The organism is Paenarthrobacter sp. TAF1, assembly GCF_052113825.1.
In the GTDB taxonomy this organism is placed as follows: domain Bacteria; phylum Actinomycetota; class Actinomycetes; order Actinomycetales; family Micrococcaceae; genus Arthrobacter; species Arthrobacter nicotinovorans.
Window position 1 is genome coordinate 250,914 of record NZ_JBFRDO010000002.1, and the last position, 22,835, is coordinate 273,748.

Below are 22,835 nucleotides of genomic sequence, written 5' to 3' on the forward strand. Positions count from 1 at the left end.
CGGGAATATGTCTGCCCAGACTGTCGCCTCGTTCACTGGCGCGGGGCGCCTAACCCCTGCGACCGCGCATAAGTAACACCCCCAAGCCCTCCCCGTCCGTGACTCGACTCCGGACGGGGAGGCATCCAAGGCCGGACGCGCTCATGACGCTTTGGAAGTCCTCGACGCACGAGCGAGGGCGGGCGGTTCGACTCCGCCTCCGGCCACTCCCCCACTGTTTACACGACCTCAAAGGAGGAACCCTTGATAACCCTCAATCACACGATCGCGGGCGACGCTTGCGTTATCTACATGCCAGAGAGGCGGGCAGAGCTCGCGGGCTTCGACGCCTTCCTGGCCCAGGGCGACAAAGTCCTGGGACTCGATACGGAAACGACCGGCCTCGGGATCTATGAGGCGACTTTCAAGACGCGCCTCGTCCAGATCGGCAACGAGACGGAAGCCTGGGTTTTGCGGGCGGATCTCTTCCACGACGCGATCGTTCGGGCCCTCCGGCAAAACCGCTACTTCGTGGCCCACAATGCGGCCTATGACCTCCAGGTGATCGACCAGACCCTCGGCGTGAAGATCGAGGAGCTCGCGGATCGCGTTTTCGATACGCGGATCTTCGCCCACTTGCTCGACCCCCGCATGAAATCGGAAGGCGGCGCGGGGCTCCACTTGAAAGAGCTTTGCGAGATCTACGTCGACGATCAGGCGCCGGACACACAAGAGGGCCTCTCGGCGATCTTCTCGAAGCTCTTCTCGGCCTGGAAAAAGACCGTCAGCCTCGAAGAGATCGAGGCATTCATCCGGAAGGCGGGCAAGCGTCCGCATATCCCGTTCGGCTTCGCGACGATCCCGATCGACCACGAGCTCTACGTCCGCTATGCCGGTCTGGACGTAATCCTCGTGACGCGGCTCTTCCGTGAGCTCGCGCCGCTGATCAAGGATCTCGGCCTCAACCCGCTTTCTAAGTTCGAGCACCACCTCCAGGGACTCCTCGCGATCATGCAGCGGAAGGGCCTGAAGCTCGACGTCGCTTACATCAACGAGCTCCGGCAAGACCTGATCAGGGAGCACGAGGAGTTCTCCCTCGTCGCCAAGCGCTACGGCGTGGACAACATCAACTCGACGACGCAAGTCTCCGAGGCCCTCCTGGGCATGGGCGAGGAGCTGACCGAGCGGACGGACTCCGGCGCCTACAAGGTCGATAAGGCCGTGCTCTCGCTGCTGGCCGACCTCGACCGTGAATGGGAGCGGATCGAAGCACGAGAGCCGAACCCGCTCGCTGACGCTGTCATGAGGGCGAAGCGGGCGAGCAAGTGGCAAACGAGCTACGTCGACGCCTTCCTGGATCTCCGAGATACGAACGACCGCATTCACGCCTCGATCGGCGGCCTCCAGGCACGGACGGCCCGAATGTCGATCTCCCGGCCACCGCTTCAGCAATTGCCCTCCGGCGATCACAAGATCAGGCGGGCCATTGTCGGCGACGTCGGCGAGGTCATGATCTCGTCTGACTACGATCAGATCGAGCTTCGCGTCCTGGCCGCCCTGGCCGACGTAAAGGCCATGAAACACGCGATCGAGACGGGCGTCGACCTTCACGGCTACACCGCCGAGCTCGTCTATGGGCCGGACTACACGAAGTTCCACCGGAAGCTTATGAAGGGTACCGGCTTCGGAAAGGTCTACGGCGGCGGGGCTGACACCCTGGCCCGTCAGACCGGCGCCCCGATCGAAGGCGTGAAGCACGCGATCGCCGAATACGACCGCGTCTACCCGGAAATCAAGCGCTACAGCGCGAGACTTCAGAAGCGGGCCGAGTACGGCAAAAAGGAAGTTATCACCGTCTCCGGCCGTCACCTTCCGCTCGACCGTGACCGGCTCTACTCGGCGACTAACTACGTGATTCAGTCCACCGCTCGCGACGTCCTGGCTCAGGCGATCGTCGACCTCTTCGACGCTGGCCTCGGTCAATACCTCCTCCTCCCGATCCACGACGAAATTCTCGCCAGTGCGCCGGAGAAGGAAGCCGAGGAAGTCGCCCAGGAGATCGGCCGGATTATGTCCGGCAACTTCTACGGCGTGCCTCTGTCCTCGACTGGCGAGGTCACCGGGAAGAACTGGGGCGCCGCGTATGGCGCCGATCCCATGGCGGGTATCTGGTGAGCCTCGCCCCTGAAGCCGTCGCCCGCCTTATCCGCTGGCGGCGGCATCAGGTACTCGTTCACTCGATCCTGTACTACCGCCTGGACTCGCCTTTGATTCCGGACTTCACCTATGACGCCTTCGCCCAGGAGCTTATTCAGCTTCAGCGGAAGCACCCCGAGATCTCCGAGAGCGTCAGCTACAAGCTGGACGCCTTCCAAGACTTCACGAGCTCGACTGGCTTCGACCTCCCGCTTGATTCTCCTGGCGAGAACGTCGTCGCCCAGGAGCTCCTCAAACTTCACAACGAAAGGCCCTACTCAGAATGACTCTTCTCTCTGTCCAGTCCCGTAACCTCGTCGTCGGCGCTATGAACCTCACCCGCGCTATCGACGCCGCCGAAGAGATCCAGTGGGAAGCCTCCCCGGTTCCGAAGCCCCGCGAGGACACGACTCAGCGAGCCACTGGCGGCCACGGCGACCCGACCGGCGACATTGTCCTGGACCCCCGCCGTTTGGCCGTCCGTGAGGCCCTCAGCGAGGCCGCGAGCGAGGTCCGCGACCTGACGGTTCGCCTCTCCAAAATGACGGCAACCCTGAACGACGCGGTCGACGCCTGGAACGGCGTTACCGAATAGTTACGAAAGACGCCTTACGTCAATTTGCGTGAGGCGTCTTTCGCGGTTTACTGTTGACGGCATCCCCCCGGAAACATTTCCTCGGGCATTCTCATGCCTTGCCACGCGAGGCGCCTCACGCAAAAGGAGCAATACAGCTATGTCTACTTCCGTGTCCTTCGACAAGGTTCTCTCTGACATTTTCGACCGCAACATCGAGCGCCGTTTCGAGTCTGCCGAAGCCGAGCGCGAGGCGATCGCCCTGGCAAAGAACGGCGACAACGAGGCCGTGATCGCGCTCATGTACGCCTACAGCTACGCGCTGAACAACGCCGTCAAGTGGTTCACGCGGGCCCTTCCAGGTGCCGATAAGTCAGCCCTTGAAGAGGTCCGGCTGAACCTTGTTACCGGCCTGATCGAGGCCGTCCGCAAGTTCGACGACTCCGAGCACAAGCGGCTCGCGGCGATCATCAAGCCGAACCTGACCGAGCAGATCTCCGAGACGGCCGTGAGCGCTTCCGCGTTCACCGTCCCGCGCCGGACCCTGATCCGTTTCTTCTCGATCCTCCGTCACGCCGACGGGAACGTGTACGAGGCCGCCGCCCTGGCGCCGTCCTACAGCATGGCGACTCAGACCTTCCTCGCCGTCCTGTCCGCTCTTCGCGGCGTTGAGTCCTACGACGCGGATAGCTCCGAGGACGAAGCCAGCGACAAGCTCGACCGCCTGGACTCTGCCCAGTCGATCTACGGCGTCGACCTCTCCAATGAGGACCGGCTGACCGTAGAGGCCGCCTTCGAGGCTGTCGACGATCTGGAGACTGACGTCTGCAAGCTGGCTTACGGCTTCACCGACTACGACCCTGTAGCTGACGCCGAGATCGGCCACCGCCTCGGCCTTTCGCGTCCGAAAGTCCAGCGCGTGCGCTCCGGCGCCCTCGGCAAGATGCGTCAGGCTCTCGGCGTCGCGTAGGGCGCTTTGCGGGAGGCGGTTTGTCATGGCTCTAAGTTATGACGGCCGCCTCCCTCCCGCCATGGGGAGAACTACCCATGCACTCCCCATCCCAAAACTTGACAACTCGCCAGTGAGCAGACTCGCCCCTCCTGGCTCTCTCTACCTACAAGCGAAACCACCTGGAAGGAAATCACCATGGCAACCACTTACGAGGCCCTCGTCGCCGCTGGCGCTCCCGCGATCGTCGAGCCGGAGTTTTACCGGATCAAGCGCGACGGCTACAGCGATAACGCCCTCCTCGTCGAGGTCCGGAAGCGCCGCTCTTATAACGGCTCCGATCTCCTGATCCGTAAGACCGTCTACGTCGAGACGGACGAGGCCGTGATCTCCGAAGTAGTCGCCGCGTGCAAGCAAGCCGTCGGCGAGGTCCGCCTAAAGGAAATGGTCGAGACGATCGTCGGCGATCACCCGGCCTAATAACCAAAAGCCCCTGGCAACGCGCCGGGGGCTTTTTGCGTATGCCGACTTGCGTAAGTCGCCTCTCGCGTCATATGCTGTTTACACGACCTGATCGACCCCCACCGAAGGAGCTCACCATGACCGCAAAATTCCAGACTCGCGAAGAGTGGCTCGTCGCCGCCGTTGCCGCCCTCGCCCCGATCTTCGCCGCCGTCGAGGAAACCCTCCCCGAGGTCCGCGTCTCCGTCGGCTGGCCCGGTGGCAACGGCCGGAAGAACTCTGTTATCGGTCAGTGCTGGAGCACGAAGGTCGCCTCTGACTCCGTCTCTCAGTTGTTCATCAGCCCGGTCCTGGAGGACGCCGTCCGCGTCCTGGACGTCCTGGCGCACGAACTGATCCACGCGATCGACGATTGCGTGAGCGGCCACAAGGGGCGCTTCGCCAAGATCGCGAAGGCTGTCGGCCTCACTGGCAAAATGACGGCCACCGTCGCCGGAGACGACCTCAAAGCCGAACTCGAAAAGATCGCGGCCAACCTCGGCGACTACCCTCACGCGGCGATCGTGAACCCCGGCCAAGGCGCCGACGGCCCGAAGAAGCAGACCACGCGCATGATGAAGGTCGAATGCTCCGAAGGCTCCGGCTACAAAGCACGTATGACCCGCCAGTGGCTCGAAGAGTACGGCGCCCCGTTCTGCCCCTGCCACAACGAGCAAATGATAGAAGCGTAAGGCGCCACGCGGGAGGCGGCTACGCTCCTCGTAACAATGAAACCCTCAGTGGAGACACTGGGGGTTTTCTTGCGTGTGGCGCCTGTCGCCGCTTAGTCTATTCCGGTAGTTACTGCACTCTTTTTATGAATGGGGATCTCCTTTGTCTAAGTTCGCATGGCCCGCCCTGGCGGCTTCCGCCGTCCTGGCTCTCTCACTGACCGCTTGCGGCGGCGCTAACACCGTCACCCCCGCCGCTCCGGCCGCCTCCGAAGCGGCCCCGGCTGCCGCCGAGACGCCCGCCGCCTCGAAGCTCTCCGGAACCTTCGCCGATACGATCACTTTCCCGAGCGGCGTAGCCGTGACGGTAAAGCCCGCCGTCGTGACCGCCGCCCAGTATGCGGCCGGTGCCGTCGAGGGCAACATCGTTACGTTTGATATCTCAGTAACGAACGGCAGCAAAGAGTCGGTAAACGGCGCCCTTATGAGCTTCCCGAAGGTCAGCTACGGCGCCCAGGGCACCAAGGCCCAGACGGCCACGGATATCCAGGCCGGTATCGGCGCCGCTTCCTTCTCCGAGATCCTTCCCGGCGAGACGTCGACCGTGAAAGTTGGCTACGGTATCCCTTCGGCTAGCTACGGCGACGTCCGCGTTGAAATCACCGCTCCGAACATGATGGACAAGCCCGCCATTTTCAAGGGCGCCGTCGGTTAATCGACCTGCGCCTGACGAGTAGGCCCCCGGCGACACGTCAGGGGCCTACTTGTTTCTCAACTTGCGTAAGGCGCCTTTCGTGACTTAGACTGTTTACACAAGCAAGGAACACTACGAGGAGGAACCATGGACAAGCTCAGCGAAATCGCTCAGAAGGCCGTAGCCCGCGCTATCGAGTCCGGCCTGATCGAAGCTACCGACCAGGAAGCCCGCAAGGCCGTTGCCGGTATGGCCGTTCGCATGGCCTCCCTCGCGGACCCCGCTCTCCTGATCGCCGCTCTCTAAATACCCCGACGGGCTCCCGGCAATGGACCGGGGGCCCTCTCCCTGGAAGGATCTCAGAATGACCGCTTTTATCATCACGAAGGACAACGTCGCCAGCGCCGAGGACAAGGCCGAGCGGCCGGACGGCAAGAGCAACCTTCACGCGAAGAACCTCGTCGGCCCTGGCTCGGCGAGTGACCGCGACGAGGCCCGCCTCCTGGCCGGTGAGGGCGTCGCCTTCCGCCTCCTGGACGACGACGGGAACGTGAACTACTACGGGCGCCGCCTGGAGGAGTCCGACGCTGACGAGGACTACTACGGCGAGCCTGAGCTCGCTCCCCTGGATTGCTTCGGCACTCCGAACGCTGGAGCGGTCACCCAAGAGGAGAAGAACCGCGAGGGCAAGTGGGAGGCCATTAACTAACGAAAACCCCTGGGAAACCGGGGGTTTTTCTGTGTCCTCTTTAGCTCACTGAGACGCTAGGGGTTTTCGTAGCGCATGTCGATCACGCCGGTGCCCATCTCGATACGGCTGGTCCGAGCTGCGATGGCTGCAAGAAGGGGGAACGGCGAGGCCTGCTGGCGCGCAAAGTGGTGCACACGGAAGAACGCACCGTCGATGCCCGATTCCTCCGCGGCGACGGCCAGTTCGATCGCTTGCTTCAGGGCCTCGCCGGCAGTGGGAACCAAGGAGCCGGGGACGCGGGCCCAATGGCCAAAGGACAGGAAACCGATCCGTTTGTTGTGCATGTCCGGAACAACGCTGGCCGACGCGTGCTCATTCCTCAATCAGCACGGCGGTAATGCATGGCGACCGTGCCGTTACTCAAAGGCTCCGCCGAGACCAGCTCCAGGCGCCGCGTGCTGGGCAATCCGTCCTGGTACAGGGTGGGTCCGTGACCGGTAATCATGGGGTGGACGAGGAACTTGTACTCGTCAACCAAGTCAAGGCGGTCCAACTCCGTGGCAAGTTTGCCGCTGCCCACAAGCACCCCATCGGGAGTCCTGTCCTTGAGTTCCTGCACGGCCGTGCGCAGCTCGCCAGTCAGGTGGTGGCTTTTGGTCCACGGAAAGTCGCTTCGCGTCGCCGACACCACGTACTTGGGCATCTCCTCCAGTTTCACCGCCCAGTCCTTTAGGGCTGGCGGCGCCTCGATCTCGCCACTGGCAACCGACGGCCAGTAGCTCTCCATCATTTCGTAGGTGGTACGGCCCCAAAGCATTGCCCCGCCCTCTTCCAGAAGCCGGGTGAAGTAGGCGTGCGTCTCGTCGTCGGCGATGCCCTCCCGATGGTCGACGCAACCGTCCAAAGTGACGTTGATGCTGAACGTTAGTAGGCCCATTTGGTGATTCTAGGCGTTCGAAAGGAAATGCGCAGCGGAAGATCGGGGCGTCCGATTGAGGGGCAAAATGCCTCAAAGCGCGAAGGTGGATACCCTCCAGGGGTATGCTGCTGGTGACCGTATATCCAGGGGAGGTGGTGACGAACAATGAACAGGACCACGTCCTTGCACGCTGCCGCCGTCATCCTTCGTCGCGCGTCCCTCTTGCTCCTGGTAGCGGCTGTCATTGCGGGCATCTTCGGAATGCACGTGGTCAGCGGATCTCACGGCGCACACGCGGCCAACCCCGCTACGCTCACGGTGACTACCGCTTCCCACCACGAGCATGGCTCCTCAAAGCACCTCCTGGCGACCTCTCCTTCCGAGGCGGAGCAGTGCGCGTCGGGAAGTTGCTCCTGCGCTCAATCTTCTAGCGCCAACTGCACCCCTTCGCTGAAGACCGGTTCCCTGGCGGCGCCGCCTCCGGGTATCGGCATCGCCACCATTCCCGTCGCTTGGGGAACCGACGAGGCCCCTCCTTCCTGGTCTTACCGACCAGCAGCGCCCACCCCCGGGCAACTCAGCATCAGCAGGACGTAAGCACCGTGCCCGGGCCGACATCTCGCGGCCCGACTTCGCCACGCCCCTGGCCCAATGGCAGCGGGGCGCGCATCTGCTTACCCTTGGCGGCCGACCACAGCGCCGCCCGAATAGGCAAAGGACCAATCACTGATGAACAAAGCACGCATTATTGTCACCGGAACCGCTTTGGCAGGCCTGATCGCACTGGCCGGCTGCGCTTCGAATTCCGGCTCCGATTCAATGCCGGGCATGGATCACGGCCAGCCGACGGCCTCGGCCAGCCCTTCTGCGGGAAGCGCTTCCTCGGACAGCGCTGCGTCAGCCCACAACGACGCGGACACGATGTTCGCCCAAATGATGATTCCGCACCATGCCCAGGCCGTCGAAATGTCGGATGCAATCCTGGCCAAGAAGGATATTCCGCCTGCGGTGGCTGCGTTGGCGGTTCAGATCAAAGCGGCCCAGGCACCCGAAATCGAGAAGATGACGCGGTGGCTGAAAGGCTGGAATGAGCCCACCATGGGATCCTCCCCGCACAGCGGCCACAGCATGGACGGCATGTTGAGCGATGCCGAACTGCAGAAACTCAGCGACGCCCAGGGCGCGGAAGCAGCCAGGCTCTACCTCGCCCAAATGATCGCGCATCACGAAGGTGCAGTGGCCATGGCCAAAACCGAGATCAGCGAGGGCAAGAACCCCGAGGCCGTCCAACTGGGCAAGGACATTGTTGCCGCTCAAGAGAAGGAGATTCAGGACATGAAGGCCCTCCTGGCCGGGCTCTAGCGTCACGGTTCCCTAAACGCCTGACGGCGGGAGGCCGCCGTCGGGCGTTCCGAACAACAACGCGGCACTAACCTGAGCGGTGGTCAATCACCGTCGATGGGAGGAGTCCTTCCGGACTCGCTGGGCCCTGGGTGATGATTTTCCACTGGGTCCCCACTTTTTCAAGAGTGACTTTCTGCTCGTAGACGTAACCTTCTTCCGGGCCCTGAACGCCGCCGACAGGCGGATAGGAGATCTGGGTCTTTTCCGAAACGAGCGCCTCTGCACGGTCCTGTGAGACGGTGAGCTCCTTCATGGTTATCCCGGAACGTATTCCCGTATACCCAAACGCGTGCGAAGCCAGGCGTTCCCTGCGCTGATGGAGGAGCTCGTAGTCCTGAGCGATGCCTGCAACGGAGTCCTGGACGAAATCCTGGCTGATCTCATCGACCGATGATTCGACACCGGCCATGAGCTGCTGGTTACGGCGATCAATCGCACGCTCAATGACCTGTTGTATTGCCGAAGATGATTCCGGGTTCGCATTGATGTCTGGAACGCACCCTGACACGGTGAAGGCGGCAACGACAACCGTCGCAGCGAGCACTCCACGTTTCATGAGCAGCAATCCCCCGTCGCGTCTCCAAGTGGAGGCGGCTCAAACATAGCAGCCGGGACGCGCGGGAACCAGAGAACAAGAACGCGGGGTCACTTTTGGCCCATGTTTACGGCAAACATGGGCCAAAAGTGACCCCGCGTTGCTCTTAAGGGGGTTAGCGGCTGCTGCCTGCCAGCAGACCCCTGCGCTGCAGGAGGCGCTTCTCAATCGGCCCGAACACCAGGAGCTCGATGAGGATGCCCACGAACAGGATCAACAGGATCGCGGCCATGACGATAGCCATATCGGACAACGCGCGGCCCTGGTCAAGGAGCGAGCCCAGGCCAAAGCCGATGGTGCCACCCACAGCAATGATTTCGGCGGCCATCAGTGAGCGCCAGGAGAAGGCCCACCCTTGCTTCAAGCCACCGATGTACCCGGGAAGGGCCGCGGGAAGGACGATCTGCAGCGCCATCTGGAGCCGGTTCGCACCAAGGACGGTTCCAACGCTGCGGTACTGCGGCGGGATCTGGTCGACGCCGGAGATGAGCCCGTTGATGATGGACGGGATGGCACCCATGAGGACCACAAAGTACACGGTTGCGTCCGTCAAACCGAACCAGATGATGGCGGCGGGAACCCAGGCAACTGACGGCAACACCTGAAGACCGGAAATCAGCGGACCGAAGGCACGCCGCAAAGGCGCAACCTGGGCAAGCAGCAAGCCCACGGGCGTGGCGACGACGACCGAGATCAGGAAGCCAACCAAGCCGCGCTGCAACGAAGTCCACACGGATTCCTGGACTTTGCCCTCACTCCACAGGACCACAAGCTGGTTGAGCACATCGAGAGGACCGGGAACCTGGTCACGGCGCTTGAGGCCCAGCGACACGTAGAACTGCCAGGCGAGGATGAGGACCACCAGCGCCACGACGGGAAGGAGGACACGCTTCCAGTCGATGCCTCGCTTGCTCCCGACGTCTGACTGGAGGTTGTCCAAACCTGCTTCGAGGTCGCGGAGATCCGAGGCATTGCCCTTCAGCGACGGCGACGTGATGTGTTCTTTGGATTCGGTCACGGGAAGGGTCCGCTCTTCGGTGGTGATGGGGTTACTTGGCATGGCGGCGGATCTCCTCGCGAAGGCGTCGGGTAATGACACCGGTCAACTCCCCGGCACGGCCGGCGTCGGTCCGGTGTTCCTCGGTGACTTCCCATTCGGCCACCACACGACCCGGACGCGACGAAAGCAACAGCACGCGCTGGCCCAGGCGAACGGCTTCACGGACGTTGTGGGTCACGAACACGATGGTCCGGCCGGTTTCCTTCCAGATGCGCTCAAGCTCATCGTGGAGGAGGTCCCGGGTAATGGCGTCCAAGGCGGCAAAAGGCTCGTCCATCAGCAGCAGTTGCCGGTCCTGTGCCAGTGAACGCGCCAAGGCCACGCGCTGCCGCATGCCGCCGGAGAGCTCGTGGGGACGCTTGTCCCCCGCGCCGCCCAAGTGCACGAGTTCCAGCAGTTCGTTGGCACGTTCCCGACGTCCCGCCTTGGTGCTGGACTTGTCGGCCAACTGCAGCGCAAGCTCGATGTTTCCCCGCGCGGTCAACCACGGGAACAAGGACGCGTCCTGGAACATGAAGGCGGCACCGTCGCTGGGTACTTCAAGAGCGCCCGACGTCGGCTTCTCCAGTCCCGCCATGATGTTCAGCAGGGTGGACTTGCCGCAGCCGGACGCGCCGAGGAGGGCGACAAACTCTCCCTGCGCGATGGTGGCGTTGACGTCGTCCAGCACCGGGGCGCCGTCGCCGAAGCGTTTGCCCAGGTTCTCGAGTACGACTGGCATGGTCCCGTCCTTCGTGTTGATTGGTAGAGCTGATGTGCCTAAGGGCCGGTCCGCTCCCCCATGAGAATCGCAAGGGGAAGCGGACCAGCCCGTTACTGCTTAGTCCTGGCCAAGACCCGCGGCGGAGGTCTTCTTGCCTTCAACCTCGTTCAAGGTGCGGAGGTCGAAGATGCCGTTGATATCGGCGGTCTTGGTGGTACCCGCGTCCACGCCGTCCTGGAGCAGCTTCTTGTACGTCCCGGCGAGCGGGTCAGTGGTGAACTTGATGTTCTGCAAAGCACGCTCAATGACATTCGCCGGAAGTGGCTTGCCTGCCGTGTCCTTGAGGACTGCGTTGATGGTGGTGGCCTTCTCTTCAGCCGAGGCCGAGTTGAGCCAGTTCACGGATTCCACGTGGCCCTTGAGGAGTGCCTTGACGGTTTCCGGGTGTTCGGCGGCGAACTTCTTGTTCACGATCAGGATGGTGGTGGTGAAGTCACCGTTCTCCCAGAGGTCCTTCTCGTCAACCAGGACCTTCGCTCCTGCTTCGAGGACCAAACGGGAGGCCCACGGCTCAGGCAACCACGCGCCGTCGAGCTTTCCGTCCTGGAAGAGCTTCAGCGACTGGGCGTTTTCGGTCGGGTTGATGTTGACGTCGCCGCTGCCGTCCGTGTTGGTCTTGAATCCCTGGTGACCCAACCAGGCGCGCAGTGCAACGTCCTGGGTACCGCCCAGCTGGGGCGTGCTGAGGACCTTGCCCTTGAGGTCGGCTGCGGAGTTGATCTCCGGCTTGACCACGAGCTGGGCACCGCCGGATGCTGCGCCGGCGATGATGCTGATGGACTCGCCGTTGCTCTTGACGAAGGAGTTGATGGCCGGGTTCGGGCCGATGTAGGTGGCGTCTATGGCTCCGGCGTTCAGGGCTTCGATGGCGGCGGGACCGGCGTTGAAGATCTGGGTGGTGAGCTTGGTGTCGCCGAGGTTCTTGGCGAAGATGCCCTTGCTGGTACCGACCAGGGCCGGACCGTGCGTGACGTTGCTGAAGTAGCCGAGCTTGAGCTCCGCCGCCGGTGTGGTGGCGGGGGCCGGCGCAGCCTGGTTGCTGTTGGAAACTGCGGAGGCCACTGCCGCGCCTGCACCGATCAGCAGCACGAGGCCGACGGCCAGGGCGATCTCGATGGTGCGGCGGCGCTTGGGCTTGGGTGCGGTCTCACCGGCGACGATGCGGGTGGTACCGGAATCGGGTTTCTGTGACTCGGGTGTGTTTGCCATGGGGGGTCCTTATGAGAAGTGGGATGCGAAAGGGGCGAAGATCAGGCCCCGTGACATCGCCCGTGTTGGGCAAGGAAGGACCATTCCGGAGAGGTCATGCCTTCACAGTAGGGACTGTCATATTTCCGCTTCAATCCCGCAGAAACCAAGGTTCACGAAGGTTCACGTGGCGTCATATTCGCCGCAAGCTCTTCAATGTCGCGCGGAGTTGTGCGGCAGCAGCCACCTATGAGATGGGCTCCACGATCCCGCCAGTCCGCAGCGTTGCCGGCCAGCGTGCCGCCGCCTTGGACACCCTGGGACGGTCCCCACGTTTTCGTCACGGCATCGTAGCTCTCCCCCGAATTCGGGTAGGCCACAAGTGGTTTGCCGGAGGCCTGCTGAAGGTTGCCCAGCGCCTCCGACACCAGTTCCAGCGGCACGCAGTTAATACCGACGGCGGCCACGCGCGGTTCCGCGCTGAGCAGCGCAGCCACCTGCTCCAGCGGCGTTCCGTCACTGATGTGGCCGCTGTCCCGCAGCGTAAACGTAAACCAGGCTTCGACGTCGAACTCCGCCACGAGCGCCAACAGCGCCTCTGCTTCGGCGTACGACGGCAGCGTCTCACAGGCCAGGAAATCCGCGCCGGCCTCTACCAGCGCCGCGATCCGTGGCCGGTGGAAATCCTGGAATTCCGCGGCGGAAAGCGTGTAATCGCCCCGGTACTCGGAGCCGTCGGCAAGGTAGGCGCCGTACGGTCCAACGGATCCGGCTACCAGCAATGGCCCATTCGCAGAACCCTCCGCCAAGGCTTCCTGTCGCGCCTCATCGGCCAAGCGGACGCTCAATGCCACCAGTTCCAAGGACTCCGGAACGGAAAGCCCGCGCCGCGCGAAGCCCTGTGGGGTCGCCTGGTAGCTGGCTGTGATGGCTACGGAGGCACCGGCGTCGAAGTAGTCGCGGTGGACCTGTTTGATCAGGTGCGGCTGTTCCAGCAGGACCTTGGCAGACCACAGGGCATCTTCCAGATCGCAGCCGTGGGCTTCCAGTTCGGTGGCCAGCGCTCCGTCCAGGACCAGGTCTGTGCCTGCCTCAAGGAGGGTGCTGAGCGTGGTGTTCTGTGGCATGGGTCCTTCCCCGGTAAAAGAAAACCGCAGCTTGTTCGTCGGTCACGCCTTACAACGTGAGGGTCGCGAACAAGCTGCGGTTTGTGACTACGTATGACCCTAAATGACGTAACGTTCGTCTTCGTGGTCGCCCGGGTGGTCCTTGACCAGGCCGGCGGCCAGCGTGTTGCCGTCGATGGGGTCGATCACCAGGAATGCGCCGGTGCGGCGGTGGTGCAGGTAATTTTCCAACGGCAAAGCAGCGGCGAGCCGGAGCTGGGCATGCCCGATGTCGTTCAGTTCCAAGGTGCTGGTGGGCTCTACGGTGAAGGTAGCCAGGTCCAGCTTGCCGGTGACGTTGCGGACCAGGGCCTGGACCGTGCGCGTACCGTGCTTCACCAGGACCTTCTGGCCTTCGCGCAGCGGCTTCGGTGACAGCCAGGCCAACGATGCGTAGAGGTCGGCGGAGCTTTCGCGGACAGTCCCGGCAGCGGCGATGGTGTCACCACGGGCAATGTCGATCTCGTCAGCCAAACGGACGGCCACAGACTGTGGTGCCGCAGCTTCCTCCAGCGACTGGCCGGCGAAGTCGATGCCGACCACCGTGGTGATGCGCGGTTCGTGGCCGGGGCTGATGACGGACACTTCGTCGCCTACCTTCACGGAGCCTTCCGTGATCTGGCCTGCGTAGGCCCGGTAATCGCGGTAGGCCTCTACGTCGAGCCCGCCAGCCACAGCATCAGGAGCCAAGGCCCCCTGCGGACGGATGACCAGTTGTACCGGGAAGCGGAAGCTCTCCAGTTCGGCTTCGAGCTCGTCGGCGGCGGGAAGGGTTTCGAGGACCTCCAGCAGCGCAGGGCCGGTGTACCAGGGGGTACGGTCCGAGCGGTCCACTACGTTGTCGCCATCCAGGGCGGACACCGGAACCACGAAAAGATCGGTCACCCCGCCCGCATTCGAATCGTCACGACCAAGGCCAAGCTCACGGCCGACCTTCTGCACATCAGCCTCGATGTCGCGGAACACCTGCTCGCTGAAGTCCACCAGGTCGATCTTGTTGACCGCCACGATGACGTGGGCAACGCGCAGCAACTGCAGCACGGACAGGTGCCGGCGGGTCTGCTCCAGCACACCCTTGCGGGCGTCAATGAGTACGACGACGGCATCCGCAGTGGACGCGCCGGTCACCGTGTTCTTGGTGTACTGAACGTGGCCGGGGCAGTCGGCAAGGATAAAGCTGCGGCGGTCCGTTGCGAAGTACCGGTAGGCCACATCGATGGTGATGCCCTGCTCACGCTCGGCGCGCAGGCCGTCTGTCAGGAGGGCGAGGTCGATTCCGCCCTTCTCCCCACCGAAGCCGCGGTCGGCAGAGGTGCGGGCGACGGCGTCGAGCGTGTCGGCAAGGATCGCCTTGGAATCGTGAAGGAGGCGTCCCACCAGAGTGGACTTGCCGTCGTCGACCGATCCGGCAGTGGCGAAACGGAACAGGGTTGTGGGCAGGGCCGTTTCCAGCCCGGCAGCCAATGTTTCGGTGCTCATTTAGAAGTAGCCGTCCTTCTTGCGGTCTTCCATGGCGGCCTCGGAGATGCGGTCATCTGCCCGGGTGGCGCCACGTTCTGTCAGGGTGGAGGCAGCGACTTCAACTACGACGTCGGCCACGGTGCGTGCTTCGGACTCGACCGCACCTGTGCAGGACATGTCGCCCACGGTCCGGTAGCGGACCAGTTTGGTGATGACGTCCTCGTGGGGCAGCGGCTGGGAAACTTCGCCCACTGCACGCCACATGCCGTCGCGGGCGAAGACTTCACGCTCGTGGGCGTAGTACAGGCTGGGAAGCTCGATGTTCTCGCGCTCGATGTAGCGCCAGATGTCCAGCTCGGTCCAGTTGCTGATGGGGAACGCACGGACGTGCTGGCCCACCGTGTGGCGGCCGTTGTACAGGTTCCAGAGTTCGGGACGCTGGTTGCGCGGATCCCACTGGCCGAATTCGTCACGGAGGCTCAGGATGCGCTCCTTGGCGCGGGCCTTGTCCTCGTCGCGACGGCCACCACCGAAAACGGCGTCGAACTTGTTGCGCTGGATCGCGTCCAGCAGCGGGACGGTCTGCAGCGGGTTGCGGGTGCCATCGGCACGCTCAGCCAGTTCGCCGCGGTCGATGAACTCCTGCACCGAACCGACAACCAGCTTCAAACCGAGGCGCTCAACGGTGCGGTCGCGGAAGTCGATGACCTCCGGAAAGTTGTGGCCGGTATCGACGTGCAGCACCGGGAAAGGGACCTTGCCGGGCCAGAATGCCTTGGTGGCCAGGTGCAGCATAACCACGGAGTCCTTGCCGCCGGAGAACAGCAGCGCAGGCTTCTCGAATTCGGCAACTACCTCACGGATGATGTGAATTGCTTCGGACTCGAGGGTGTCCAGTGAGCTCAGGCGCTCAGCTAAAGGGCCGCCGTGCCCGCTTCGCGATGCCCGCCACGCCGCGGCGGCCCCTTCAGCTTCGCTCTGCAACTGGTTCAACTCGAGGTCCTCGCTGGTTGTTTGAGTGCTCATGTGTGTAGTCCGCATTCTGTCTTGTCGGAACCTGCCCAGCGGCCGGCTCGGGGGTCTTCGCCCGGGGCCACTTTGCGGGTGCAGGGCTGGCAGCCGATGGACGGGTAGCCCTGGCTCAGGAGGGGGTTGACGGGGAGGATGTTGTCCTCGGAGTACTCCAGCAACTGATCGAAGGACCAGTCCACCATCGGGTTCACCTTGACCAGGCCGAAACCTTCGTCCCAGGTGACCACCGGTGTGTTGGTGCGGGTGGGGGCTTCATCGCGACGGACGCCGGTGAACCACACCTCATAGCCGGACAGCGAGCGGCGCAGCGGCTGGACCTTGCGCAGCGCGCAGCACTGTGCGGCGTCCCGGGCGAACAGATCCTTGCCCAGCAGGCGGTCCTGCTGTTCCACGGTGTTCTCCGGCAGGACGTCCACGACGTTGACGCGCAGGTTGGCAGCTACTTCGTCGCGGGTCTCGTAGGTTTCCTTGAAGTGGTAGCCGGTTTCGAGGAACAAAACGTCGACGCCGGGAAGCTGGTCCGCGACCATGGCCGGCAGGACGGCGTCGGCCATGGAGCACGCCACGGTGATGGCCGGCAGTTCGAAGTTCCGTGCCACCCAGGCGATTGCCTCCTGGGCCGTGGCGTTCCAGCCAAGCTCCGCGGCACCGGCTTCGGCCAGTGCCTTGAGCTCTTCCGGAGACCGCAGGGTACGCACGGCCGGAAGCGTTTGTGGATCTGTCATTGGAGGTCTCCTTCATCTGCGGAGTGTGCCCACTCGGCGAAGGTCTGCCCCTCGGCGCCGACGGCGACGAACTTGCGGACCACGCGCTCCACGTAATCGGGCAGGTCTTCCACCGTGACCTTGAGGCCGCGGACGGTGCGTCCCAAACCGGCTTCCTCGCGCTCGTTGTTCGCCAGCCCGCCACCGAGGTGGACCTGGAAACCCGGGGTGGGGTCGCCGTCGGGCGTTGGCAGCATCATGCCCTTCAGGCCGATGTCGGCCGTCTGGATACGTGCGCAGGAGTTCGGGCAGCCGTTGATGTGGAGGGACAGTGCCGAGGGCAGCTGCTTGGTCTCCACGAGGTCGGCCAAGCGGCGTTCCAGCTCGGCGATAGCGGTAGCTGCCGTGACCTTGGTTTCGACGATGGCCAGCTTGCAGAACTCAATGCCCGTGCAGGCAATGGTGCCGCGACGGAACACGGACGGGCGGGCCGACAGGCCCAAGGTGTCCAGTTCAGCGATGAGCGGCTCCACCTGCTCCTTGGCCACGTCCAGGATGACGAGCTTCTGGTGGGGAGTTGTGCGCAGGCGGTAGGAACCGTGCTTTTCCAGGGTGTCGGCCAGCGTCACCAGTGCCTCGCCGGACGTGCGTCCCACGGTGGGGGTCACGCCGATGAAGAACTTGCCGTCCTTCTGCTCGTGCACGCCGATGTGGTCACCCGGGGCGCTGGGCTTGGGCGCGGCAGGGCCGTCCGGAAGCTTGAAGCCAAGGTATTCGTCTTCGAGGATCTGGCGGAACTTGGCCGGGCCCCAGTCGTTCATGAGGAACTTCAGGCGGGCCTTGGTGCGCATCCGGCGGTAGCCGTAGTCACGGAAGATACTGGTGACGCCCAGCCACACTTCAGCGGCGACGTCGGCGGAAACGAACACACCCAGGCGTTCGGCCAGGCGGGGGTTGGTGGACAGGCCGCCGCCAACCCAGAGGTCGTAGCCGGCGCCAAGCTCAGGGTGGACGACGCCCACCAGGGCGAAGTCGTTGATCTCGTGCACGACGTCCTGGGACGGGTGGCCCGTGATGGCGGTCTTGTATTTACGCGGCAGGTTGGCGAGCTCGGGGTCGCCGATGAAGCGCTCCGCGAGTTCGTGGATGAGCGGCGTGGGATCGATGATCTCGTCCTTGGCGATACCCGCAACCGGGGAGCCGAGGATGACACGCGGGACGTCGCCGCAGGCTTCCGTAGTGGACAGGCCGATGCCCTCCAGGCGGCGCCAGATTTCCGGCACATCCTCCACGCGGATCCAGTGCAGCTGGATGTTCTGGCGGTCCGTGAGGTCGGCGGAGCCTCGGGCGAAGTCCACGGAGATCTGGCCGATAACGCGCAACTGCTCGGTGGTGAGCGCACCGCCATCGATGCGGACGCGCAGCATGAAGTACTTGTCTTCGAGCTCGTGCGGCTCCAGGGTGGCGGTCTTGCCGCCGTCGATCCCGGGCTTGCGCTGTGTGTAGAGGCCCCACCAGCGGAAACGGCCATGCAGGTCGGTTCCGTCGATCGAATCGAAGCCTTCCTTGGAGTAGACAGACTCAATCCGCTCGCGGACGTTCAGGCCGTTGTCTTCCTGCTTCCAGGTCTCGTTGGCGTTGAGCGGCGCGGTGCCGTCAACCTTCCACTGGCCATGGGGCTTGGCCGCCGGGCGGGTGCGTGCTGGGCGCGAAGGGACTGCGGCGTCAGCGGACRCACCGGCTACAGCTGTATCTGTCATACATCGACTGTAGGTCTGGCCAGATTTCGCCAGCAAAGGTCCGGAAATGTTGAGTCACCTAGGGAAACATTTCGTCACGAACACGCCAGCGGCCTTGTTCCGGACAGCCTGATATGCAGGTCCCCGAAGGGCGGTTTTCCTTGCAAACAAAGGTTAGGAGAGGCTTTCCAACACCGCGTCGTAGCGTTCCAGGGCAATCTCGGCCAGAACCTTCGACGGCAGCAGCGGAGCCGCAACAACGTCGGCACCGGCCTTCGCCAATTGGTCATGGAAGTAGCCGGTGGCCAGCAGGTAGGAGGCTATGAAGACCCTGCCGTGGGAGCCGCTCGGATCATTGGCGAGTTCGGCACGCAAGGAGGCGACGCCGTCGGGCACGTTGGGCTGGGCGCTGGCACCATAGGCGACCCGCACCTTGTTCGGCAGCAGCTCCCCCAGCAGGCGAGCCTGCTCCTCCGAGTCCACCGATCCGTCCGGCAGCGACGAGCCCGCGGCAGCCAGCAGGACGCCGTCGTTCTCTTCCAGTCCCGAGGCGCGCAGATGAGTGGCCAGCAGTTCGGCAAGCCGCGGATCCGGGCCCAGCGGCCTGGCGGCCACGACTTCGGGCCGGCTCTTGATCGCCTTGGGCACGTCGACCTTGATGTGGAAGCCGGTGGACAGCAGGAGCGGCACGACGACGGCGGCAGTCCCCTCGGGCAGGCCCTCCACCACGCCGGACAACTCGGGTTCCTGGACGTCGACGTAGGCCTCCAGGACCTGGAGTCCGGGACGGAGTTCCTCGATCTCGGCCATCACCCGGCGAATGGCCGCCTGGCCCTCAGCGTTGCGGGTTCCGTGGGCGCAAGCGATCAAAACGGGGCTGTTCATGGGAGCTAGCGTAACGTTGAGCCAGCACCTGTTGTGAAGCACGTTAAGAAAGAACCAGTCCACTTGATTTCCATTGACATTGTTCTTCTCTGGCTTGACCTCATCGGCGTGTTCTTTTTCGCGGTTTCCGGGTCGCTGTTGGCCGCCCGGAAGCAGTTCGACTTTGTTGGCTCCATACTGCTTGCCTCCATCGCTGCCTTGGGCGGCGGCGTGATCCGCGACATCGTCATCAATGCCGGGCCTCCCATCGCCTTCACGAATCCCGCCTATCTGGCGCCGCCGCTGCTCGCAGCCATGCTGGTCTACTACCTGTTCTCCTCCGTCCAGCGATTCACCTCGCTTTTGACGTTGTTCGACGCCGGCGGACTCGCCTTGTTCTGCATTACCGGAACGCTCAAAGCCATCAGTGCCGGCATGAACCCCGTGGCTGCGATCTTGCTGGGTGTGGCCACGGGCGTTGGCGGTGGTTTGCTTCGCGACATCACCGCCAACGAGATCCCCACCCTGTTCAACAACCGCGACATCTATGCACTGCCTGCCTTCGTAGGTGCTGGCTTGACCACGTTGATGTGGCATCTGGGGCTCTTCAGCGGGCTCACTGCTTGTGTCATTGCCGGTGTTGTTTTCGCGTTCCGGGTGACGGCCTGGCGACGCAGCTGGTACGTGCCGTTGGCTGTCCGGGGATGGCACCGTGCCGGTACTGGTGGGGGCGCAATTTCGGGTCCCCGGGATTAGCTAGGATAAGAGCATGACTGACATGTTCCTCGAGAAGTTCCGCGCGCTGGTCCCAAAGTATCTCGAGGATGAATGGCAGGAAGAAGACGGCCTCACGCCCGACGAACTGGACGACGCCCTCGCTGAACACTCCTTCACCATCCCACTGGTCCTTCGCGAGTTCTACCTTGCCATCGGCGGTTGCGAGGACCTCATGGAGGCCTACCACTACTTCTGGGACCCCGAGGAACTGGAAGTCGATGACGAAGGCTTCCTCATGTTCCTTGAGGACGAGGACGAACAGTTCACCTGGGGCTTCCGCACCGCGGACCTCAGCATCCCGGACCCCATCGTCTGGCGCCGCAACAACGCCCGCGGCCAGTGGAAGAGCGAGGAAGGCACGTTCTCCGAGTTCGTCTTCGACATGTTCGAGTGGGCCTTCAACGACGACGAGGACTAGGTCCTTTTTCAGGGCGCCCCCGTGGCTTCCTGACCTTGTTTGAACGACGCGCAGCCCCTATGCAACCTTGATTGATTGCATAGGGGCTGTTTTGCGTTGAAAGAAGGTCACAAAGCCACGGGTTTCCGGGCTTAAACGGAATGGCCCCGGCTCGCTGCAACGTTACGAGTCATACGCTGCACCGAACCGGGACCACAATCTCCGTTCGCATCAGACCCACCGGAGGCATTTAGTGGATCCGTGAATAGCTTATGACAATCCTGTCACAAGCGCAACTCTTAGCGTCAATGTAAATTCAAAGATGCCGTTGCGTTTTTACGGCCCGGTGTAGTTATCCACATAGGCCGAAAAGCAGGCTCTGGGGAGTCTCCAACGCCGCAACCATAGCCTGATGGACCTCACCCAATTCCTCCGATCCAGACTCGGCGCGGCCAGAACCGCAGACTTGAAGCGGGCCGGGTTCCCTGAACGAACACTGGCATCGGCGTTGAGCAACGGGGTGATCACCAGATTGCAGCGAGGCGTCTACGTCACCAAAGGAGCAGACGCCGACGTCGTAGCCGCCTTTCGCGCGAATGGCCGCCTGACCTGTATCTCGGCAGCGAGGTTCTACGGCCTTTGGGTACTTCGCGAACCAGAAACTTCGCACTTAAGCTGCGGCAACGGCCTGCCCAACCCGCAGGTTGTTGACCACGCCTGCATGACCCATCCCCCGCATCCCTATCTACCTGTTGCAGGCGTGGCTGACGTTCTCATTCACGCCCTTCGTTGCCGGCCGGAGCTGGAGTCCCTGGTCATGGTCCAGAGTGCTGTGAGCCAGGCGCTGCTCAGCCCGGATTATCTAAGGTCCAAATTGGCGGGTCCCCGCAATGGCCGGGCGCGGGCTGTTGTGGGGTTGGTCCTTCCCAGGGCGGATTCTTTGCTGGAAGTCCTGGCTCATGTCCACTTCACCAGGGCAGGACTCAGGGTGAAGATGCACGTGCAGCTACCCGGAGTTGGTGAAGTCGACTGCCTGGTCAACGATTGCCTGGTGATCGAGCTGGACGGCGGTACCCACTTGGAAGGCAGGCAGGTTAAGAAGGACCAGTACCGGAACAACGCCAGCATGCGTGGCGGGCTGCTGGTTCTCCGCTATTACTACTCCGACGTCGTCCACCATCCGGGGAAGATGGTGGCTGAAGTGCTCATCGTGCTGGGTAACAGGGAAGCCGGGCACTTCGGACCGTCGCGGTGGACACCAAAGTGGGTGCCGGCGTCGTGATTAGACCGTCCGCCGTGGCGACCCGAGCTACTTTGGAACGAAAACGGCCGCTTTGCAACCCGAAAAGGGTGCAAAGCGGCCGTCAAGCGCCTAAAGCGGGTCAGGAAGCCACGCCCAGGAAGACTTAGCTGCTGCGGTCCACCACTGCGTGGGCGAAGTTGGTCAGTGAATCCTTCACCACACCTTCCGGCAGCGGAGCCAGGGCAGCAACGGCCTCGGCGGACCACTGGCGGGCGATCTTCCAGGACTCGTTGGTCACGGGGTGCTCGCGCAGGCCGGCCACGGCCTCAGCCAGTGCCGAATCGGAGGAGAGGTCGCCGTCGATCAGTTCAAGGAGTTCGGCAGCGGAGGTATCCCCTGCGGCAGCATCGCGTCGCAGCAACAGGACGGGCAGAGTGGGTACGCCTTCGCGGAGGTCGGTGCCCGGGGACTTTCCGGACTTGACCTTCACCCCGGTGACATCGATGACGTCGTCAGCCAGCTGGAAGGCAACGCCCACCTTTTCGCCGTACTCCACCAACAGGTCTTCAAATGCCTCATCAGCGCCGGCGAAGATCGCACCCAGCTGGCCGGACGCCGCTACGAGTGAACCGGTCTTGTCGGCGATGACGGACAAGTAGTGCTCTACGGGATCTTCGTCCTCGCGGGGCCCCACGGTTTCGTGCAGCTGGCCAAGGCAGAGGCGTTCGAAGGTGCGCGCCTGGATGCCGAGTGCACGGGAGCCGAGCTCGGAGACCAGGATGGAGGCGCGGGCGAAGATGAGGTCACCGGTGAGGATGGCCACGGAGTTGCCCCAGACCTCGTGGGCGGTGGGAGCTCCACGGCGGAACGGGGCGGAGTCCATCACGTCATCGTGGTAGAGCGTCGCGAGGTGCGTGAGCTCAACAACCACGGCTGCCTGGACAACCTCGGGCCGGGAAGCATCGCCCAGGTGTGCGCACAGCAGGGTGAGCAGCGGACGGATGCGCTTGCCACCGGCTTCCACCAGGTGACGTGACGTCGCGTCAGCCAGGGGGTCCGAGTTGGAGATGGCTTCGCGAAGCTTCTTCTCCACCCGGGCAAGGTTGTTGGTGATGGCAGGGCCAAGCTCGGCGTCGCCTGCAATGGCAGCAAAACCTGCGGGCAGCTGGAGGCCCGTCGCAATTGCCGTGGTGTTCAAGGAAGGCTCGGTGGAGTCCGGCAAGCCGTGCCCGGCATGCGTCCAGCTGTGTTCGGCAGAGTTCGTCACG

General features: G+C 63.3%; 26 protein-coding genes and 1 pseudogene. 14 read left to right on the forward strand and 13 right to left on the reverse strand.

Annotated elements, in window-relative coordinates; all coding sequences use genetic code 11:
- Positions 1-291 precede the first annotated feature (291 nt).
- From AB4Y81_RS03270 to AB4Y81_RS03310, 9 genes are all read left to right on the forward strand, one after another.
- A complete protein-coding gene (locus AB4Y81_RS03270) occupies positions 292-2,154 on the forward strand; it encodes a DNA polymerase (RefSeq protein ID WP_441995233.1) in 1,863 nt (620 codons plus the stop codon).
- Entirely contained in the window at positions 2,151-2,462 is a 312-nt protein-coding gene (locus AB4Y81_RS03275; protein ID WP_441995235.1) for a DNA ligase LigA-related protein, read from the forward strand. Before AB4Y81_RS03270 ends, AB4Y81_RS03275 begins: the two co-directional genes overlap by 4 nt.
- Positions 2,459-2,770, forward strand: a complete 312-nt coding sequence (locus AB4Y81_RS03280; protein WP_441995237.1) for a DUF7169 domain-containing protein — start codon at positions 2,459-2,461, stop codon at positions 2,768-2,770. The genes AB4Y81_RS03275 and AB4Y81_RS03280 overlap by 4 nt, the downstream gene beginning before the upstream one ends.
- A gap of 139 nt (positions 2,771-2,909) precedes the next feature.
- Positions 2,910-3,719 carry a hypothetical protein gene (locus tag AB4Y81_RS03285; protein ID WP_441995238.1) on the forward strand — a complete coding sequence of 270 codons (810 nt, stop codon included), beginning with the start codon at positions 2,910-2,912 and terminating at the stop codon, positions 3,717-3,719.
- A gap of 177 nt (positions 3,720-3,896) precedes the next feature.
- Positions 3,897-4,178, forward strand: coding sequence for a hypothetical protein (locus AB4Y81_RS03290; RefSeq protein ID WP_441995239.1), 282 nt, complete (start codon positions 3,897-3,899; stop codon positions 4,176-4,178).
- A gap of 119 nt (positions 4,179-4,297) precedes the next feature.
- The gene (locus AB4Y81_RS03295) at positions 4,298-4,891 is read left to right on the forward strand and encodes a hypothetical protein (protein ID WP_441995240.1); all 594 of its coding nucleotides are present in this window, start codon (positions 4,298-4,300) and stop codon (positions 4,889-4,891) included.
- Between the two features lie 142 nt (positions 4,892-5,033).
- Entirely contained in the window at positions 5,034-5,585 is a 552-nt protein-coding gene (locus AB4Y81_RS03300; RefSeq protein ID WP_441995242.1) for a hypothetical protein, read from the forward strand.
- A gap of 126 nt (positions 5,586-5,711) precedes the next feature.
- Positions 5,712-5,870, forward strand: coding sequence for a hypothetical protein (locus AB4Y81_RS03305; protein ID WP_441995244.1), 159 nt, complete (start codon positions 5,712-5,714; stop codon positions 5,868-5,870).
- Between the two features lie 58 nt (positions 5,871-5,928).
- A complete protein-coding gene (locus AB4Y81_RS03310; RefSeq protein ID WP_441995246.1) occupies positions 5,929-6,273 on the forward strand; it encodes a hypothetical protein in 345 nt (114 codons plus the stop codon).
- Between the two features lie 59 nt (positions 6,274-6,332).
- Here the strand turns inward: AB4Y81_RS03310 and AB4Y81_RS03315 are convergent.
- A pseudogene (locus tag AB4Y81_RS03315) lies at positions 6,333-6,599 on the reverse strand (LLM class flavin-dependent oxidoreductase); the annotation flags it as partial.
- Positions 6,600-6,634: 35 nt separating this feature from the next.
- A complete protein-coding gene (locus AB4Y81_RS03320; protein WP_018776821.1) occupies positions 6,635-7,192 on the reverse strand; it encodes a dihydrofolate reductase family protein in 558 nt (185 codons plus the stop codon).
- A gap of 147 nt (positions 7,193-7,339) precedes the next feature.
- Between AB4Y81_RS03320 and AB4Y81_RS03325 the strand changes: the two genes are divergently transcribed.
- Both AB4Y81_RS03325 and AB4Y81_RS03330 read left to right on the forward strand, forming a co-directional pair.
- Complete coding sequence (locus tag AB4Y81_RS03325) at positions 7,340-7,771, forward strand: hypothetical protein (protein WP_144401314.1); 432 nt, start codon at positions 7,340-7,342, stop codon at positions 7,769-7,771.
- A gap of 132 nt (positions 7,772-7,903) precedes the next feature.
- On the forward strand, positions 7,904-8,536 hold the full coding sequence (locus tag AB4Y81_RS03330; RefSeq protein ID WP_441995248.1) for a DUF305 domain-containing protein: 633 nt from the start codon (positions 7,904-7,906) through the stop codon (positions 8,534-8,536).
- A gap of 67 nt (positions 8,537-8,603) precedes the next feature.
- Here AB4Y81_RS03330 and AB4Y81_RS03335 read toward each other — a convergent pair whose 3' ends face one another.
- The 10 genes from AB4Y81_RS03335 to AB4Y81_RS03380 all read right to left on the reverse strand — a co-directional run bounded on the left by AB4Y81_RS03335 (position 8,604) and on the right by AB4Y81_RS03380 (position 19,234).
- Positions 8,604-9,134 (reverse strand): hypothetical protein, encoded by a 531-nt coding sequence (locus AB4Y81_RS03335; protein ID WP_155845892.1) that lies wholly within the window; start codon positions 9,132-9,134, stop codon positions 8,604-8,606.
- Positions 9,135-9,288: 154 nt separating this feature from the next.
- The gene (locus AB4Y81_RS03340; RefSeq protein WP_422757296.1) at positions 9,289-10,233 is read right to left on the reverse strand and encodes an ABC transporter permease; all 945 of its coding nucleotides are present in this window, start codon (positions 10,231-10,233) and stop codon (positions 9,289-9,291) included.
- On the reverse strand, positions 10,223-10,954 hold the full coding sequence (locus AB4Y81_RS03345) for an ABC transporter ATP-binding protein (protein WP_018776825.1): 732 nt from the start codon (positions 10,952-10,954) through the stop codon (positions 10,223-10,225). The genes AB4Y81_RS03340 and AB4Y81_RS03345 overlap by 11 nt, the downstream gene beginning before the upstream one ends.
- A gap of 99 nt (positions 10,955-11,053) precedes the next feature.
- Positions 11,054-12,205 carry an ABC transporter substrate-binding protein gene (locus tag AB4Y81_RS03350; protein WP_018776826.1) on the reverse strand — a complete coding sequence of 384 codons (1,152 nt, stop codon included), beginning with the start codon at positions 12,203-12,205 and terminating at the stop codon, positions 11,054-11,056.
- A 152-nt stretch (positions 12,206-12,357) separates the two neighbouring features.
- Entirely contained in the window at positions 12,358-13,311 is a 954-nt protein-coding gene (gene mmuM, locus AB4Y81_RS03355; protein ID WP_441995252.1) for a homocysteine S-methyltransferase, read from the reverse strand.
- A gap of 99 nt (positions 13,312-13,410) precedes the next feature.
- Positions 13,411-14,829: a sulfate adenylyltransferase subunit 1 gene (locus tag AB4Y81_RS03360; RefSeq protein ID WP_018776828.1), complete on the reverse strand. Its 1,419-nt coding sequence runs from the start codon at positions 14,827-14,829 to the stop codon at positions 13,411-13,413.
- Entirely contained in the window at positions 14,830-15,837 is a 1,008-nt protein-coding gene (cysD, locus tag AB4Y81_RS03365; RefSeq protein WP_189075308.1) for a sulfate adenylyltransferase subunit CysD, read from the reverse strand.
- Entirely contained in the window at positions 15,834-16,568 is a 735-nt protein-coding gene (locus AB4Y81_RS03370) for a phosphoadenylyl-sulfate reductase (protein WP_052247260.1), read from the reverse strand. Before AB4Y81_RS03370 ends, cysD begins: the two co-directional genes overlap by 4 nt.
- Positions 16,565-18,307 carry a nitrite/sulfite reductase gene (locus AB4Y81_RS03375; RefSeq protein WP_441995255.1) on the reverse strand — a complete coding sequence of 581 codons (1,743 nt, stop codon included), beginning with the start codon at positions 18,305-18,307 and terminating at the stop codon, positions 16,565-16,567. The genes AB4Y81_RS03370 and AB4Y81_RS03375 overlap by 4 nt, the downstream gene beginning before the upstream one ends.
- A 153-nt stretch (positions 18,308-18,460) precedes the next feature.
- Positions 18,461-19,234: a sirohydrochlorin chelatase gene (locus tag AB4Y81_RS03380; RefSeq protein ID WP_018776832.1), complete on the reverse strand. Its 774-nt coding sequence runs from the start codon at positions 19,232-19,234 to the stop codon at positions 18,461-18,463.
- Between AB4Y81_RS03380 and AB4Y81_RS03385 the strand changes: the two genes are divergently transcribed.
- From AB4Y81_RS03385 to AB4Y81_RS03395, 3 genes are all read left to right on the forward strand, one after another.
- A complete protein-coding gene (locus tag AB4Y81_RS03385; RefSeq protein ID WP_189075310.1) occupies positions 19,235-19,906 on the forward strand; it encodes a trimeric intracellular cation channel family protein in 672 nt (223 codons plus the stop codon). It abuts the gene before it with no gap.
- Between the two features lie 13 nt (positions 19,907-19,919).
- Positions 19,920-20,345, forward strand: coding sequence for a hypothetical protein (locus AB4Y81_RS03390; RefSeq protein WP_018776834.1), 426 nt, complete (start codon positions 19,920-19,922; stop codon positions 20,343-20,345).
- Positions 20,346-20,736: 391 nt separating this feature from the next.
- Positions 20,737-21,606: a type IV toxin-antitoxin system AbiEi family antitoxin domain-containing protein gene (locus AB4Y81_RS03395; protein ID WP_441995258.1), complete on the forward strand. Its 870-nt coding sequence runs from the start codon at positions 20,737-20,739 to the stop codon at positions 21,604-21,606.
- A gap of 124 nt (positions 21,607-21,730) precedes the next feature.
- Here AB4Y81_RS03395 and AB4Y81_RS03400 read toward each other — a convergent pair whose 3' ends face one another.
- Complete coding sequence (locus AB4Y81_RS03400; RefSeq protein ID WP_018776836.1) at positions 21,731-22,834, reverse strand: polyprenyl synthetase family protein; 1,104 nt, start codon at positions 22,832-22,834, stop codon at positions 21,731-21,733.
- Position 22,835 lies beyond the last annotated feature (1 nt).

Bases quoted from the DNA above. Each gene is read 5' to 3' on its own strand.
- AB4Y81_RS03270 (WP_441995233.1), top strand. From the start codon at position 292: ATGCCAGAGAGGCGGGCAGAGCTCGCGGGCTTCGACGCCTTCCTGGCC.
- AB4Y81_RS03280 (WP_441995237.1), top strand. From the start codon at position 2,459: ATGACTCTTCTCTCTGTCCAGTCCCGTAACCTCGTCGTCGGCGCTATG.
- AB4Y81_RS03285 (WP_441995238.1), top strand. From the start codon at position 2,910: ATGTCTACTTCCGTGTCCTTCGACAAGGTTCTCTCTGACATTTTCGAC.
- AB4Y81_RS03290 (WP_441995239.1), top strand. From the start codon at position 3,897: ATGGCAACCACTTACGAGGCCCTCGTCGCCGCTGGCGCTCCCGCGATC.
- AB4Y81_RS03295 (WP_441995240.1), top strand. From the start codon at position 4,298: ATGACCGCAAAATTCCAGACTCGCGAAGAGTGGCTCGTCGCCGCCGTT.
- AB4Y81_RS03305 (WP_441995244.1), top strand. From the start codon at position 5,712: ATGGACAAGCTCAGCGAAATCGCTCAGAAGGCCGTAGCCCGCGCTATC.
- AB4Y81_RS03310 (WP_441995246.1), top strand. From the start codon at position 5,929: ATGACCGCTTTTATCATCACGAAGGACAACGTCGCCAGCGCCGAGGAC.
- AB4Y81_RS03320 (WP_018776821.1), bottom strand. From the start codon at position 7,192: ATGGGCCTACTAACGTTCAGCATCAACGTCACTTTGGACGGTTGCGTC.
- AB4Y81_RS03325 (WP_144401314.1), top strand. From the start codon at position 7,340: ATGAACAGGACCACGTCCTTGCACGCTGCCGCCGTCATCCTTCGTCGC.
- AB4Y81_RS03330 (WP_441995248.1), top strand. From the start codon at position 7,904: ATGAACAAAGCACGCATTATTGTCACCGGAACCGCTTTGGCAGGCCTG.
- AB4Y81_RS03335 (WP_155845892.1), bottom strand. From the start codon at position 9,134: ATGAAACGTGGAGTGCTCGCTGCGACGGTTGTCGTTGCCGCCTTCACC.
- AB4Y81_RS03340 (WP_422757296.1), bottom strand. From the start codon at position 10,233: ATGCCAAGTAACCCCATCACCACCGAAGAGCGGACCCTTCCCGTGACC.
- AB4Y81_RS03345 (WP_018776825.1), bottom strand. From the start codon at position 10,954: ATGCCAGTCGTACTCGAGAACCTGGGCAAACGCTTCGGCGACGGCGCC.
- AB4Y81_RS03350 (WP_018776826.1), bottom strand. From the start codon at position 12,205: ATGGCAAACACACCCGAGTCACAGAAACCCGATTCCGGTACCACCCGC.
- mmuM (WP_441995252.1), bottom strand. From the start codon at position 13,311: ATGCCACAGAACACCACGCTCAGCACCCTCCTTGAGGCAGGCACAGAC.
- AB4Y81_RS03360 (WP_018776828.1), bottom strand. From the start codon at position 14,829: ATGAGCACCGAAACATTGGCTGCCGGGCTGGAAACGGCCCTGCCCACA.
- cysD (WP_189075308.1), bottom strand. From the start codon at position 15,837: ATGAGCACTCAAACAACCAGCGAGGACCTCGAGTTGAACCAGTTGCAG.
- AB4Y81_RS03370 (WP_052247260.1), bottom strand. From the start codon at position 16,568: ATGACAGATCCACAAACGCTTCCGGCCGTGCGTACCCTGCGGTCTCCG.
- AB4Y81_RS03390 (WP_018776834.1), top strand. From the start codon at position 19,920: ATGACTGACATGTTCCTCGAGAAGTTCCGCGCGCTGGTCCCAAAGTAT.
- AB4Y81_RS03395 (WP_441995258.1), top strand. From the start codon at position 20,737: ATGGACCTCACCCAATTCCTCCGATCCAGACTCGGCGCGGCCAGAACC.